At 64.6% G+C, this 14,005-nt stretch carries 11 protein-coding genes; 2 read left to right on the forward strand and 9 right to left on the reverse strand.

Going from position 1 to position 14,005, the window contains the following annotated elements; genetic code table 11:
- Nucleotides 1-21: 21 nt before the first annotated feature.
- From KY379_RS15300 to KY379_RS15315, 4 genes are all read right to left on the reverse strand, one after another.
- Nucleotides 22-807, reverse strand: a complete 786-nt coding sequence (locus KY379_RS15300; RefSeq protein ID WP_196174094.1) for an IclR family transcriptional regulator — start codon at nt 805-807, stop codon at nt 22-24.
- Between the two features lie 66 nt (nt 808-873).
- Nucleotides 874-2,331 carry an amidase gene (locus KY379_RS15305; RefSeq protein WP_261240717.1) on the reverse strand — a complete coding sequence of 486 codons (1,458 nt, stop codon included), beginning with the start codon at nt 2,329-2,331 and terminating at the stop codon, nt 874-876.
- Entirely contained in the window at nt 2,328-3,638 is a 1,311-nt protein-coding gene (locus KY379_RS15310; protein ID WP_133323901.1) for a citrate-proton symporter, read from the reverse strand. Before KY379_RS15310 ends, KY379_RS15305 begins: the two co-directional genes overlap by 4 nt.
- Before the next feature lie 87 nt (nt 3,639-3,725).
- Complete coding sequence (locus KY379_RS15315; RefSeq protein WP_133323900.1) at nt 3,726-4,901, reverse strand: M20 aminoacylase family protein; 1,176 nt, start codon at nt 4,899-4,901, stop codon at nt 3,726-3,728.
- 162 nt (nt 4,902-5,063) lie between these two features.
- Here KY379_RS15315 and KY379_RS15320 point away from each other — a divergent pair, with 162 nt between their 5' ends.
- Both KY379_RS15320 and KY379_RS15325 read left to right on the forward strand, forming a co-directional pair.
- Nucleotides 5,064-5,240 carry a hypothetical protein gene (locus KY379_RS15320; protein ID WP_261240737.1) on the forward strand — a complete coding sequence of 59 codons (177 nt, stop codon included), beginning with the start codon at nt 5,064-5,066 and terminating at the stop codon, nt 5,238-5,240.
- 151 nt (nt 5,241-5,391) lie between these two features.
- The gene (locus tag KY379_RS15325; protein ID WP_261240716.1) at nt 5,392-7,317 is read left to right on the forward strand and encodes a hypothetical protein; all 1,926 of its coding nucleotides are present in this window, start codon (nt 5,392-5,394) and stop codon (nt 7,315-7,317) included.
- Here the strand turns inward: KY379_RS15325 and KY379_RS15330 are convergent.
- From KY379_RS15330 to KY379_RS15350, 5 genes are all read right to left on the reverse strand, one after another.
- Nucleotides 7,286-8,101 carry an energy transducer TonB gene (locus KY379_RS15330; protein ID WP_133323897.1) on the reverse strand — a complete coding sequence of 272 codons (816 nt, stop codon included), beginning with the start codon at nt 8,099-8,101 and terminating at the stop codon, nt 7,286-7,288. The genes KY379_RS15325 and KY379_RS15330 overlap by 32 nt on opposite strands.
- Before the next feature lie 2 nt (nt 8,102-8,103).
- Entirely contained in the window at nt 8,104-8,547 is a 444-nt protein-coding gene (tolR, locus tag KY379_RS15335) for a protein TolR (protein WP_261240715.1), read from the reverse strand.
- An 11-nt stretch (nt 8,548-8,558) separates the two neighbouring features.
- Nucleotides 8,559-9,269 carry a protein TolQ gene (tolQ, locus tag KY379_RS15340; RefSeq protein WP_261240714.1) on the reverse strand — a complete coding sequence of 237 codons (711 nt, stop codon included), beginning with the start codon at nt 9,267-9,269 and terminating at the stop codon, nt 8,559-8,561.
- A gap of 84 nt (nt 9,270-9,353) precedes the next feature.
- On the reverse strand, nt 9,354-11,246 hold the full coding sequence (locus tag KY379_RS15345) for a phytase (RefSeq protein WP_261240713.1): 1,893 nt from the start codon (nt 11,244-11,246) through the stop codon (nt 9,354-9,356).
- 29 nt (nt 11,247-11,275) lie between these two features.
- Entirely contained in the window at nt 11,276-13,747 is a 2,472-nt protein-coding gene (locus KY379_RS15350) for a TonB-dependent receptor (protein ID WP_261240712.1), read from the reverse strand.
- Nucleotides 13,748-14,005: the final 258 nt, after the last annotated feature.

Consider the following 14,005-nt stretch of genomic DNA (forward strand, 5'->3'; position numbering starts at 1 on the left):
GTGAGTCGTGCTCTGTACTGGCTAGCCAACCAGGGCATGCTGCACCTGCGCCACTGTCTGTTCCAGACTGCCCAGGTGCAGGCTCAGCACCCGCTCCACCGGTGCCTGATCCAACGGCCAATGCAAGGCGATGCTCCCGGCCAGCCGCCCCTGCACCCGCACCGGCAAAGCGATTGCCCGGATCAGGAACGGCAAGCGAACCGGGTACTCCCAATACCCCTCGGTGCGCTGCCCAAAGCCTTTGTGCCCGTCCTGCTCGATGTCCCGCAAGGCCGCGTCCCCGGTCTGCCGCTCTTGCGCGGCGAGGCGCTGCACCTCGTCCACGGCCAACTCCTTCAGGCACGCCCGGCCCATGGCCGAGTGGAACAAGCTGGCATGGTGCCCAACGATCTGGCAGTTGTTCGGGTAGCGCTTGCGCAGTATCTGGGGAATCGAGCTTTCCATCACCTCGAGCCGCTCGCCGTCGAAACACGACAGATCGACCACCAGCCCGGTGCGTTCGCTGAGCTCCAGCAGCAACGGTGCCGCGCGCTCGACCAACTCGCGCTTGAAGCGCTGCTGGCTGTCGCCGAACAAGCGCTTTGCACACAGGCGATAGCGCCTGTCACTCAAGCCGCGGTACACCCAGCCTTGCTCCTGCAAGGTGGCGAGCATGCGCGATACCGTCGCCTTGGGTAGCGTGGTGAGGTAATGCAACTGTTCCAGCCCCAGCGCCTGATGCTCGCCGAGCAGCTCGACGATGGCCAGCGCTCGCTCCACCGAGCGCACGCTGCCACTGTCTGCAGCCCCGATCCTGGTAGTGCCCATTGTTGACCTCCCTGGCATGCGTGGATGGTCATCTTGCCCAGCAAGATACGGGCCTGACTAGCGCGATCAATGCGGTTGCAGGCTTGCCGGAGGGCAACGCTCGATCCAACGGGTGAGTCGTTCATGGGCATGGGCCAGCTGCAGCACCGCGTGGTCGGCCTGCGCCGGGCCTATGATCTGCAGGCCCATGGGCAGCCCGGCAGCATTGAAACCGACCGGCACGCTCATGCTCGGCAGCCCGGCCAAGGTCGGGCCGATGACAACTTCCATCCACCGGTGATAAGTGTCCATTGCCCGCCCCCCGACCACCTTCGGCCACGTCGCGGTTGCGTCGAAAGGGAACACCTGGGCCGAGGGCAGCAGCAAGAAATCGTAACGCTCGAACAGCTTGCGCAACGCCTGGTACCAAGCACTGCGATCCAGCGAGGCCCGATAAACAGCCGCTGCACTCAGGTGCAAGCCGCCTTCGACTTCCCACTGTGCCTCCGGTTTGAGCTGCGCGCGCGTGCCAGGATCGGCATAGGCCTCGGCCAGATTGCCATGCACCAGAAAGTGGCGGTGGGTGAGCCAACATTGCCACAAGCGAGCCAGGTCGAAGTCGGGCTGACATGCCTCGACACTGCAGCCGAGCTCGGCAAAGTCCGCCAGGGCGGCTTCACACAAGCCCATCACGCCCTCATCCATCGGCAGATAGCCAGCGTAATCGCCCAACCAGCCGACCCGCACGCCGTTGAAGTCGCGCGCCAGATTCGCGGTGAAATCAATCGCGCCCTGGCCTTGCGAGAGGGGGGCACGTGCGTCGAAGCCCGCCTGCACCGTGAGCAGCCGTGCCACATCCCGCACACTGCGCCCCATCGGCCCTTCGGTGCCCAGTTGCTGCAGGAACAGTTCCGCTGTCGGCCCATAGGGCACGCGGCCCTGGGACGGGCGCAGACCGAACACGTTATTGAACGCTGCCGGGTTACGCAGCGAACCCATCATGTCGCTGCCATCGGCCACTGGCAGCAGGCGCATGGCCAGAGCAGCCGCCGCACCACCACTGCTGCCTCCGGCCACGCGACTGGGGTCGTAGGCGTTGGTGGTGGTACCGAACAAGGTGTTGTAGCTCTGCGAACCCAGGCCGAACTCCGGCACATTGCTCTTGCCGACGATAATCGCACCACTGGCCCGCACCCGCGCCACGCTGATCGCATCCGCCGATGGCACATGTTCGGCGAACAACGGCGATCCGAGGGTGGTACGCAGGCCGGCGGTCGCGGCCAGATCCTTGATCGCCTGGGGCATCCCATGCATCCAGCCCCGCGACTGCCCCGCCGCCAACTCCCGGTCGCGCTCACCGGCCTCGGCCAGCAGTGCCTGGTCGTCGCGCAGGGACACCAGGGCATTGACCTGCGGGTTGTAGCGCTGGATGTGCCCCAGATAGGCCTGCATCACTTCGCGACACGAGAACTGGCGCGCATGGATCGCCTCGGACAGGGCCTCGGCACCGAGGGCGACGATAGGATCGATGTCTAGCGCTTTCACGGTTTCACTCCAAGGTTGAAGGCAGCGGACTTGCCGGCCCGCGGTGCTTCTTTCAGGCAATAGGTGCCCAGCAGCGTCAGCAGGCAGGCGAACAGGACATAGAACGACGGTGCGACCGGGGTCCCGAGGACCTTGCTCAACCAGGTGACGATCAGCGGCGCGAAGCCACCGAACACCATCACCGCCACGTTATAGGCCACCGACACGCCGGTGGAGCGCACCGCCACCGGAAACTGCTCGGCCAGTGCGGTTGGCGCCGGGCCGAAGAAGCCGCCGATGGCGGTACACAGCAGCAGCTGCATCACCAGCAGGCGTTCGATCGAGGGCGCCGCGGCCACCCAGACATACAGCGGATAGACCATGATGAAGAACACCAGGGTGAACGCCATCAGCACCGGCCGCCGACCGAGCCGGTCGGACAATGCCCCAGCCAGGGGAATGACCACGGTCATCAGCCCGACGGCGAGCATCTGCACCAGCAGTACCTGGTCCAATGGCAGGCCGAGATTGGTGTGGGCGAAGGTCGGCATGTTCACCAGTACCACGTAGAACGATACCGTCGCACCGCAGGCCAGTCCCATGGACACCAGCAGGCTGCGACGATGCTCGCGCAGGACCTGCAGCAGGCTCGGTGCCTGGCCTTTGGCCTGCTGGCGGGCATCGAGGAACTCCTCGGGCTCTTCCATGTACTTGCGGATCCACAGCCCCACCGGACCGATCAGCAGCCCAACCACGAACGGCACGCGCCAGCCCCAGCTGGCCAGGGCTTCGGGGCTGCACAGATGGGTGACCAACGCGACCATCGCCGCACCGCTAAACACCGCCAGGCACTGCCCTACCAGTTGCCATGAGCCGTACAGGCCTTTGCGATGGGCCGGTGCGCTTTCCACCAGGAAAGCCGTGGCGCTGGCGTATTCACCCCCGGTGGCGAAGCCCTGGAGCATGCGCGCCACCACGATCAGTAACGGCGCGCCCATGCCGATGGCGAGGTAGCTAGGGGCGAATGCGATCATGGCGATGGACAAGGTCATCAGGCGAATGATCAGTTGCATCGCCGCCTTGCGCCCCTTGCGGTCGGAGTACATGCCCAGCAACACACCGCCCACCGGACGCATGAAGAAGCCGACGCCGAAGGTGGCCAGGGCCATCAGCAGCGAAGCATAGGCATCGTTCGAGGGGAAGAACTGGCTGGCGATGATGCTCGCCAGAAAGCCGTACACGATGAAGTCATACCACTCCAGCGCGTTGCCGATGACCGCCGCGACCACTTGCCGGGTACGCGACGCGCCTGTATTGGAATTCTGCATGGGGAACACTCCATCCATCTGTTGCGTTCAGGTGATCGCCAGGACGCGATTGCGCCCAGGCGCCAGCGGCAGTCGTCAATGCAGGGGTCAGGCCGGCTCGAGCCAGCTCTCGGTCAACGCACCCCAGTAGGCAGCGCCGATCAGCAGGATGTCGTCGTTGAAGTCGTAGGCGGGGTTGTGCACCATCGGTCGCTGCACACCATTGCCGATGAACAGGTAGGCTCCCGGACAGCGCTGGAGCATCCAGGCGAAGTCTTCGCTACCCATCAGTTTGCGGGTGTTGCCATCTACCGCATCGGCTCCCAGCAGTTCGACTCCGACCTTGTGGGCAAAGGCGTTCTCTGCGGCGTGGTTGACCAGTACCGGATAAGCCGGACGGTGCTCGATGTGTGCGCTGCAGCCGAAGCTTTCGGCCTGGGCCGTGATGATCGCGCGTACCCGTTCCAAGGTCTGCGCCCGGACCTGGGCGTCCAGTGCGCGCAAGCTGAGGCGTAGCAGTGCCTGCTGGGGAATGACGTTGGCCGCCTCCCCGGCCTGCAAGGCACCCACGGTGACCACGGCCGCTTCCTGGGCATCGATGTTGCGCGCCACCACGGTCTGCAGCGCCATGACCACGCTGGCTGCGGCCACCAGTGGGTCAACCGTCAGATGGGGCATCGAACCATGGCCGCCAACCCCCTCCAGGGTCACGGTGAGCAGGTCCTGAGAAGCCATCATCGGCCCTTCGCGAAAGCCCAGATGCCCCGCCGGCAACCCCGGCATGTTGTGCATGCCGAACAGTGCATCGCAGGGAAAGCGCTCGAGCAAACCATCGGCCAGCATCGCCTCGGCACCGCCCTGCCCCTCCTCTGCAGGCTGGAAGATCAGCGTCAACGTGCCGTCGAACTGGCGCGTAGCCGCCAGGTAACGTGCTGCGCCGAGCAGCATGGTGGTATGACCGTCATGACCGCAGGCGTGCATACAACCCGGGTGCTGGCTGCTATAGGCCGTGCCGGTGGCCTCATGGATCGGCAGCGCGTCCATGTCGGCACGTAGGCCCAGCGAGCGCGTGCTGCTGCCGTTGCGCAGTACGCCGACTACGCCGGTCCTGCCGATGCCGGTGTGCACTTCATAGCCCCACTCTTTCAGCAAGCGGGCGACCAGGGCCGAGGTGCGGCTTTCCTCGAAGCCCAGTTCCGGGTGCGCATGGATATCGTGGCGGATGGCGTGCAGGTCGCTGGCCACATCATTCAGCCAGGCCAGGATGTGCTGATGTCGCAACATGGTGTCTCTCCTCGCGCGGGTGGGTCCCGTTCTTGTTGTTCGCTTGGGATCACGACGGTTCAGGCAGGTCGTGCTTGTCGACAGATAAGCGCGAGTGGCTGGGCAGCACAATCGAATGTGGTTCCGCACAGCGGAACCTGTCGATCCTGGGCAGGCCCCTGTATGGGACAAGCCCGCACGATTGTCGCTTCCACCGCCACCCGCTGGTACGGTCACGAGGGCGAGATCCTGCGCTACGTGTTCTTCCATTCGGTGGTCCTGGCGATCCTGGTCGGTGCGTTGGTCACCTTGCAGGCCTATGTCGCGCCGTTCACCTCGATGGTGGTGGGCGCCGGTTGAGCCTGTCCCCGACCTCGATGAGCACCGCGCCAGGCGCGCGATGCTCACCGAGGTCCTCCGCCCGCTCCGGCGCACACCGCTCGGCGAATAAGCGGCTAGGCTTTAGCGCGGCGTCGACCCATCAACACTGCGTGCGCATGAGCGAAAACCTATGACAAGACCCCTTGCCTTCACGCTGTGCGCATTCGCCGGCCTCGTCCAGGCAGCCCCCATGGACTGGGGCGATGTGCGCGATGGCAGTCTCTACCTGCAACCCAGCCGCGCCGACACCCTGCATGTCAGCTGGGTGCCGGCCTGGCAAACCAGCGCCAACGAAGAACATCTGTACCTGCTCGATGGCCACGGCCAGCTGCGCGCCGAGCGCTTCATACCCGCCAGCGAAGGCCGCGGCGTGCAGGATTGGCCGCTGTCAGCCAGCCGCAGCAGCTATCGCGTCGAAGTACCAGGCTACAGCTTCCGGCGCTACCGCATCGAGCACGACGACAGCACGGTGGCCCTGTTCGAACCGGCCAAGGTGCACTTCAGCGCCGAGGTCAGCCGCGGTACCGAGTTGTATTTCAAGGTGGCGGCAGGTGAGCGTGCGGTGCTCGCCGGCAAATACTTCGGCGGCGTGCGCGCCATGCAGGCGCAGCGCCTGGGCGATGGCAGGCAGCTCGAACTGAAACTCACGCCCTATCCCCAGTACCCGCGGTTCGATCGCCTCGAATTGCCGGTGTCCGACCAGGACCAGATCTGGCGGCTGCGTCTGCAAGGCAGCGGCAAGGCGGCCTTTTGGCTCGATGGCAGCTCCAACCTGTTCGCCCAGCGCCCGGACCACCTGCAAGCGCTACGTCAGGAGGACGGCCAGACCACGCTAACCCTGCACGCTGAACGGCTCGGCCCCACCCCGCACCTGGGTGTCGCCCTACCCTACGTGCTGCCGCCAGCCGAAAGCTACGCCGTCCTGGATGCCCTGCAACCCAAGGCCGGAGGCTTCTACAGCTCGGTCGACATTCTCGCCGCACGCCCCCACTACGAGGATGCGTTCCGGCGCTTCTACCAGGAACGTGCGGGGATCTATCAGAACATCACCTTGCTCGCCGCCAGCGGCCGCAAGGCCGACCTGGCCATCGACCAACAGAGCTTTCAGGGCCTTGACGCCTGGCTCGCCGGCACGGTGGCGTTGGGCGGCAAGGGTATTCATTACCTGTCCTTCGCCGACGAGCCCAACTACAACTATCCCGACTACGCCACCTACAAGGCCTTCTTCGATGCGATGTACCAGCGCGTGCGGGCCTACCCCGGCGCCCGCGAGGCCGGTGTACGCATCGCCATGCCGGCCAGTGCGCGTTTCGTCAACGGCCCCTTCACCACCCAAGGCGGACAACGTCGCGGTATCGACTGGGCCAAACGCATGCTGCAGGAGGCCGGCCCACAGATCGATGCCCTGGCCTGGCACGAATGGATGATCCGCGACCTGTTGGCCACCCGCGTGTACCGCGACAGCGTCAGACGTGCCGCCGAGGTCGTCGGCCTGGATGCCAATGGCCGGCCGCGTAAGGCCTTGCTGCTGGACCAGACCAATATCTCCAGCGGCGGCAGCGTCAGCCCCTACGACCAGGAGACCCATTTCGCCTCGCTGTGGTGGGCCTCGGTAGCGATCAACTCGGCCCAGGACGGCCTGCTGGACATGCTCAACTGGTTCCAGGCCGCAGACGATCCGCACCACCTCAAGGGCATGATCCGCATGTCATCGCCCAATAGCTTCGAACTCAAACCGGTGGGCCTGGCCCAGCAGTTCATGCAGGCGCACTGGCTGGACCAGGTACAACGCATGGACAACACGGCCTTCGAGGTCGACGCCCTGGCCATGGCCCGCCAACAGCAGCGCAGCATTCTTGGGGTGAACAAAGGCACTCGTCTGCAGCACGTCAAGCTCGAAGGCGCCTTGGGTGCCTGCCCGGCGCTGAGCCTGTTCGGCCCCGACAGCCGCAGTCGCACGGTGCAGCCGGTGTGCAGCGGCGGCCAAGTGGCTTTCGAGTTGCCGGGCGAAACCCTGTTCGCCCTCAGTTGGCAAGCGACTGAATCCGATAGGTGAAGGTGTTCTTAACATTGGCCACTGCCACCGCCTGACCGTCCACCACCCGAGGCTGGTAGCGGAAACGCTTGGCCGCTGCCAGCGAGGGTTTGATGAACAGCGGGTGGCAGTTACCGACGATCTGTGGGTCGGCGACCCGCCCTTGGGCATCGACCGTGTAGACCACGGTGCACTCGCCTTCGATGCGGCGGTCCAGCGCCCGCTGCGGATAATCCGGCGCCTGTTTGGCAATCGGCAGGTATTGCCGGCTTGCCGCTTCGGCCTCGGCCCGGGCGCGTGCCGCAGCAGCGGCCTGACGCTCTGCTTCGGCCTGGCGGGCCTGGGCCAGGCGCTGCTGCTCCAGCCGCGCTTGCTCAGCCTTGGCCTGCAACGCCTGTTGCGTGGCTAACTGCTCACGGCGCTCGGCCTCCCGCCGCACCTGCTCGGCCCGCTGCTGGTCGCGCCGCGCCTGTTGTACCCGCTTGCGGGCCAGTGCTGCCTCGTCGACCACCGGCGTGGGTGTCACTGGCTCAGGCTTAACCACCGGCGAAGGTTCGGCGACCGCTGTCGGCGCAGTTGCCTCCGGCACGGGCAAAGGCGCAGGGGCCGGCTTGGGCAATTCAACCAACTGCGTCTGGATGACCGCCGCCGGCGCCGGCGGCAACTCCGCTGGCTGCGACAGGTTGAACAACAGGTAGGCAAGCCCGGCATGCAGGGCGATTGCGCTAGCCAAAGCAGCGCCATGTTCACGCCAGGCAGGCCAGCGCAGGGACAACGGGGGTTGGGCGAAGCTCAGACTGGTCATGATCAGGGCGCCTCGGTGATCAGGCCCAGACGGCCCACGCCGCCGCGCTGCAGCTCGGCGATCCCGGCCACCACCGCGGCATAGTCGGTGTGCTGATCGGCGCGCAGGTATACCTGGGTCTGCGGGTCCTCGGCGACGATGGCGGCGATCTTTTCACGCATCTGCGCGGTATCCACTGCGCTGCCGGTCTGCCCAGTGGTGTCCACTTCGCTGCCAAGGTTCCAGTAGTAGCTGCCATCGGCCTTCACCGACAAGGTGACGATGCGCTGCTGGTTCGGTGTAGGCAGGGCCTCGGCGGCCACCTTAGGCAGCTCGATCTGCACGCCCTGTACCAGCATCGGAGCGGTGACCATGAAGATCACCAACAGCACCAGCATCACGTCGATGTAAGGCACCACGTTCATTTCGGCTTTCACGCCGTGCTTGCGAACAGGTTTGACCAGCATCAGGGTTCTCCTCAGGCTGCCACGGCCAGTGCCGGGTTGGCACCTTGCAAGCGGCGCTGCAGGCGGCCCTGCAGTTCATTGCCGAATGCGTAATAACGAGTCAGCAGCGCCTGGCTGCGGGCAGTGAGGCGGTTGTAGGCCATCACCGCCGGGATCGCCGCGAACAGTCCGATGGCGGTGGCGATCAGCGCCTCAGCGATGCCGGGGGCGACAGTGGACAGAGTCGCCTGTTGCACCTGGGACAGGCCGAGGAAGGCGTTCATGATCCCCCACACCGTACCGAACAAGCCGATGTAAGGGCTTACCGAACCCACCGTGGCGAGGAACGGCAGACCTTTCTCCAGGCACCCCTCCTGTTCCGCGATGGCCACCAGCAGGCTGCGCTCGACGCCTTCGAGCACGCTGTCCGGCTGCTGGCCCGGCTGCAATTGCTGGAAACTCTGGTAACCGGCGAGAAACAACCGTTGCAGCCCGGCGTGCGCGGGTATCGGTTGGCTCTTCAGTTCCTGATACAACTGACTGGTCTCAGCGCCGCGGAACTGCCGCAGGAACGCCCGGCAGTGCGCGTCAGCTCGGCGCAACGCCGTACCGCGCTGGACGATCAGGTACCAACTGATCAACGAGGCCAGTACCAGGCACAGCATGACGGCCTGGACCACCAGGCTGGCATCGCTGACCAGGCCCCAGACGGTAGTGTGTTCGAGTGGAGTTGGAGTTTGCATGGGTCGAGTCCTTTTCTATCGTGTCGCCATTGGCTCCATAGTCAATGGCAGCGAGGTTGCGTCTGGATGACAGGCAGGCGACATTCAGTCGAGTTTTAGTGCCCTGGCGATGTCCGCCCACGGTACGTATTTGAAGTTCTGGTTGCCCTCGGGCAGACGCTTGCGGCCGTCCTGCACCACCAGCATGCCCTGGGCCCATGGTCCACCGAGATTGGCCGAGGTCACGTCGAGGCCGTCGGTCTCGGAGGCGCCATCAATGCCACGCACTGCGTCAAGGCCAACCTGGAAGCTACCGCGCAGGCGATACGGCGCCTGGGCCTCGACTACCACGTAGCGATCGTTGCCCTGGCTCGAGAGCACCAGGTAATCCCGTTTGGCGCCGTGATACAGCGCCAGGCCCTCGATATCGTCCTTGACCGGACCGCCTACCGCGATCACCTGCTCCAGTTGCGCCGATGCTTCGGCGCGGGCGTTCAAAGCCCACACCGCGACGTCTTCCTCGGCCACGAACAGGCGCTGCGTGCGGTCGTCGGCCACACAACCTTCGGACTGAGTCCGGGTGCTGAAGGTGCGTACCAGTTCGCCGGAGACCTTGCCGTCGTGGCCATCGAGGCGGTACTGCACGAAACGGCCGTCCTTGTCGTTGGCGATCGCGTGGATCGCGCCCTTGGCCTCCTTGAACAGGCACAGGCCATAGATTTCCTTGAGCGCCGTCTGCACCTGGCCGATGTCGCTGAGCTCACCGCTGGCTGGATCGATGGCGAACAGCTGCAGGGTATTGCGGTCACGGTTGCTGGCCACCGCCAGGTCAACCCGACGCTCGCCGAGCTGGAAGCCACTGCGCACATCGACGTTGTTCAAACGCCCCACGCGCAAGTCCTGTAGCTGCTTGCCTTGCAGGTCGTAGACCAGCAGGCCACCCTTTTTGTCGGTACCCAGCACGCGGCTGCGCGCAGGTTCACTCGCATGAACCCAGATGGCCGGATCGTCGGCGGCATCACCCAGGCTGGGCACGACATCGGTCTGCACCTGGGCACTCAGTTGTACCGGCGACTCGTTCGCTGGCGCGGTTTTGGGCAACCAGCCCAGGCGCGCTTGGTGGCTGCCCTGGTCATCGACCAGCAACAGATCCAGGCCCTGGTCGGCCACGCGGGCGCTCACCTGCTCGGGTTCATCCAATCCAGGCAACGGCAGCGTGCCGGCGCGTTGCCACTGGGCAGCGCTACGCTGGTACAGGTGCAAAGCAGCAGCGGCGGAGTCCAGCAGCAACAAGCCACCGGGCACCACGGCCATACCGGCCGCCGCCTTGGCCAGGCCGCCGAATGGCTCACGCAGGTCCACCGGCTCACGGACCAAGGGCGCCTCGGAACCCGCCTCATAACGCCACAGACCGACGTTCTCTTCGTTGACATAGAGGGCGTGGCTGCTGTCGTCGACCTGGCAGAACGCACTTTGCGGCGGCAGGCTCAGTGCCCGAACCTGGCGCGCCTCAGGCAACGGACGGCCAGCCTGGGCCACCAGCCATTGCTCGCCAATGCCCTCCTCGCCGACCAGGAACAGGAAGTCGTTGCGGGCACTGTCGCGATATAGGCACAGCCCTTCGATGGCGTAGCGGGTTTTCGGCAGGTACAACGGAGCGCCCCACTGGCCGCTGGCGTCGAGCCTGGCCAGCAACGCCTGCTGACGGCGCTTGTCGAGCGTAGCGACCAGCAACCCGCGATCGTCGATGCGGTGGTCGAGTGACTCGAAACGCCCCGCCAGCTCGCTCAGCACCCGCCCCTGATGGTCCACCAGTTGCAGCGCTTTGGCCGCCACTTGCACGCGTTCGGCCTGTTTCATGAAAGGCAGTGGCGCCAGCCACTGGACCGCGGCGCTATCGTTTTGCGAAGCCTGCAAGGCCAGCTCTGGCGCCGCTTGGGCACCACTCTGCGCCAGGGCCACACACAGCCCCAGCATCGACAAGGTAAACATACGCATGGTCAAGCACTATCCCTGAAGACGATCGATCAGAAGTGGGTAAGGGTCAGGCCGAGCTTGTAGGTCGGGCCGTACTCTTCGTATTGAGCGTTGTAGCGTTGATGGCCGGTGTAGACGTAGTAGGACTCATCGGTGATGTTCTGCGCCTCGAAGGTCAGCTGCAGTTCCGGGGTGATGAAATAGCCGGCCTTGAAGTCGACGTGCAGCGAGTCGTCGACGTACTGGTCATGGGCTTTGTCGTCGATGGCGCCGACCTCCAGCAGGTAGCCGGACTTGTAGTTGGCGGCCACTCGCATGTTGAAGCGGTCGTTTTCCCAGCCGACCATGAAGTTGCCGACGGTATCGGATTGGTTCGGCAGGTCGATGTCGCGCTTGCCGCTGGGCCCTTTGAGGGTTGCGTCGGACTTGCTCAAGGTCAGGTTTGCGCCTAACAACACGCCGTTCCAGGGCGCTGGCAGCCAATCGAACTTTTGCGAATAGGCAAGCTCCAGCCCGTACAGCTTGGCGCCGTCGCCGTTCTCGTAGGTCAGTGCCTCGTCGAAATCGACCCACTGCCCAGTGCCGGCGAGATCGGTGCTGTAGATGAAGTTATCGATGTCCTTGAAGAACAGGAACGCCGAGGCCACGCCGGCACGGCCCATGTAGTGCTCGATGCCGAGGTCGAGGTTCATCGATTCCAGCGGTTTGAGTTCCGGGTTGCCGAAGGAGGCATCGCTCTCGTCGATGACGAAGCCCGGTGCCAGCTGGCCAAAGGTCGGACGCACCACGCTGTTGGTCCAGGCCGCACGGATCGCCGTCGAGGGCGACAGCTGATAACGGGCGTGCACACCTGGCAGCCAGTGGTCGTAGCGGTTGTCGCTGCTGATGTCCTCGTAGACACCGTCGCGCAGCCCGGTGCCTTTGGCCGAGAACTCGGTGCCCTCGTAGCGCAGGCCGGCAATCAGCCGCCAGTCACCAATGTCCAGGGTGTTCATCAGGTAGGCGGCATTGATGTCCTCGCTCATGTCGAAGTCATTGATCCGCGACGCCTCCTCGTCGTAGAACGCCGCCTTGTCCAGGCCGGCGATCAAGCTCTTGATCGCACTGGCACTGATGCCGTTGCCGTAATGGCCCAGGGCGTAGTCGACGCTGCCGCTCTGGTAGTCCGCGAGGCTGATGTCGTCGAAATCGTCGTAGACCCAGGTCTCGGTGTCGCTGGTCTTGTCGCGACGGCTGAGCTTGCCGCCGAACTTGACCTGTGAGGCGTTGCCTTGCCATTCATAATCACGGGCCAGGTCCAGGCGGATGTTCTTTTCCTGATCCTTGCCGTCGACTTTTTCCCACTCCACTTCGTCGAGGGTAAAACGTGTCGGGTCGTAGAAGTCGCTGCCGACGCTGAGGCTTGGCTTGCGTGTGCCATCGAAGCCGACATCGGCGAAATCGCCGACGAACTTGGCGCCGGCGATGCCGCCCGGATCGTGCTCGGTGGCCTGGCTGTAGCCGGCCTGGGCGCTGATGGTCCACAGATCGATGATGCGCTCGCCACCGAGTACGTAGGACTGGATTTCCTGAGTGTCCTCGCGGGACTTGAGATCACGCCAGCCCTCAGCTTCGCCCCGCGCGCCGGAGGCCTGTGGGTCAGCGAACTCCAGGCCCATGGCGTTACGTGTCTCGGTATCCTTGAACTTGCTGTAGAGAGTGCGCAGGTAGTAACTGGAGAAGTCGTCTGGCTGATAGTCGAAGTTCAGACCCAGACCGGTGCGCTCGCGGGTGATTTCATAATCGCGGGCCTCGACCTCTTCGAGTCGGGCGCCGTCGTCGAAGTCCCAGTTGCCACCGGTTTCGACGTTGTCCGATCCGAACTTGCGCTTCTGCCAGCTGAACGCCGCGGCCACACCGAAGTTGTCGATGCCGTCACCGAGGCTGAAGCGGTCGCTGACCGCGCCGGAAAACTTCGGGCTGTCGCGGTCGACGTTGGTGTCATGGCTGGCTTCGCCGCTAAGGGTGTAGAACAGCCCGTCATGATCGAAGGCCGACAGGCTCTCGACCTCGATGGTGCCGCCCAGGGAGTTGGCGTCCATGTCCGGCGTCAGGCTCTTGACCACCGATAGCGACTGCACCAACTCAGCCGGCAACACATCCAGGGCCACTGCTCGGCGATCGCCTTCGGGGGCGGGCACCAGTGTGCCGTTGATGGTAACGCTGTTGAGGTCCGGCGCGATGCCGCGCACGCTGACGAAACGCCCTTCACCCTGGTCGCGTTCAACCGACACCCCGGGAATCCGCTGCAGGGCCTCGGCGGCGTTGTCATCGGGCAGTTGGCCAACGGCATCGGCGTGCACCACGCTCTCGATGCTGTCGGAGCGCTTCTGCTCCTGCAGCGCCTTGTCGATGCTGGCGGCCTGGCCGATCACCTCGACCCGCTCCACCACCTCTTCCTGCCCCCAGGCGGGGGCGGCGGTGATCGCGACGGTCAGCAGGCTGAACCTGAACCCGGCATTGCGGATGTGACGAAACGGCATTGCCACCTTGAAATCCTCGCTTGCAGTGGCCCGGTGATTCCGGGAATGGCTGCGAAAGCTAGAAATTGTCTGTGGCAGTTACGTGACAGGCTCTGCTTCGCAGGCTCTGAAACGCTCGTTTTCAGACTATTTCGGGGTGAATCTGAGCTGATATGACCTACCCATGCGTTCGTGTAGGAGCGGGTTTACCCGCGAACACCGGCACCGCCGGTGCCATCCACGCGGTTGTTCTTCGCGGGTTTACCCGCTCCTGCAAGA

It is taken from the genome of Pseudomonas sp. HD6422 (assembly GCF_025377065.1).
In the GTDB taxonomy this organism is placed as follows: domain Bacteria; phylum Pseudomonadota; class Gammaproteobacteria; order Pseudomonadales; family Pseudomonadaceae; genus Aquipseudomonas; species Aquipseudomonas putida_U.

Coding starts and splice junctions, on each gene's coding strand:
- KY379_RS15300 (WP_196174094.1), bottom strand. CDS start 807: ATGGGCACTACCAGGATCGGGGCTGCAGACAGTGGCAGCGTGCGCTCG.
- KY379_RS15310 (WP_133323901.1), bottom strand. CDS start 3,638: ATGCAGAATTCCAATACAGGCGCGTCGCGTACCCGGCAAGTGGTCGCG.
- KY379_RS15315 (WP_133323900.1), bottom strand. CDS start 4,901: ATGTTGCGACATCAGCACATCCTGGCCTGGCTGAATGATGTGGCCAGC.
- KY379_RS15320 (WP_261240737.1), top strand. CDS start 5,064: ATGGGACAAGCCCGCACGATTGTCGCTTCCACCGCCACCCGCTGGTAC.
- KY379_RS15325 (WP_261240716.1), top strand. CDS start 5,392: ATGACAAGACCCCTTGCCTTCACGCTGTGCGCATTCGCCGGCCTCGTC.
- KY379_RS15330 (WP_133323897.1), bottom strand. CDS start 8,101: ATGACCAGTCTGAGCTTCGCCCAACCCCCGTTGTCCCTGCGCTGGCCT.
- tolR (WP_261240715.1), bottom strand. CDS start 8,547: ATGCTGGTCAAACCTGTTCGCAAGCACGGCGTGAAAGCCGAAATGAAC.
- tolQ (WP_261240714.1), bottom strand. CDS start 9,269: ATGCAAACTCCAACTCCACTCGAACACACTACCGTCTGGGGCCTGGTC.
- KY379_RS15345 (WP_261240713.1), bottom strand. CDS start 11,246: ATGCGTATGTTTACCTTGTCGATGCTGGGGCTGTGTGTGGCCCTGGCG.
- KY379_RS15350 (WP_261240712.1), bottom strand. CDS start 13,747: ATGCCGTTTCGTCACATCCGCAATGCCGGGTTCAGGTTCAGCCTGCTG.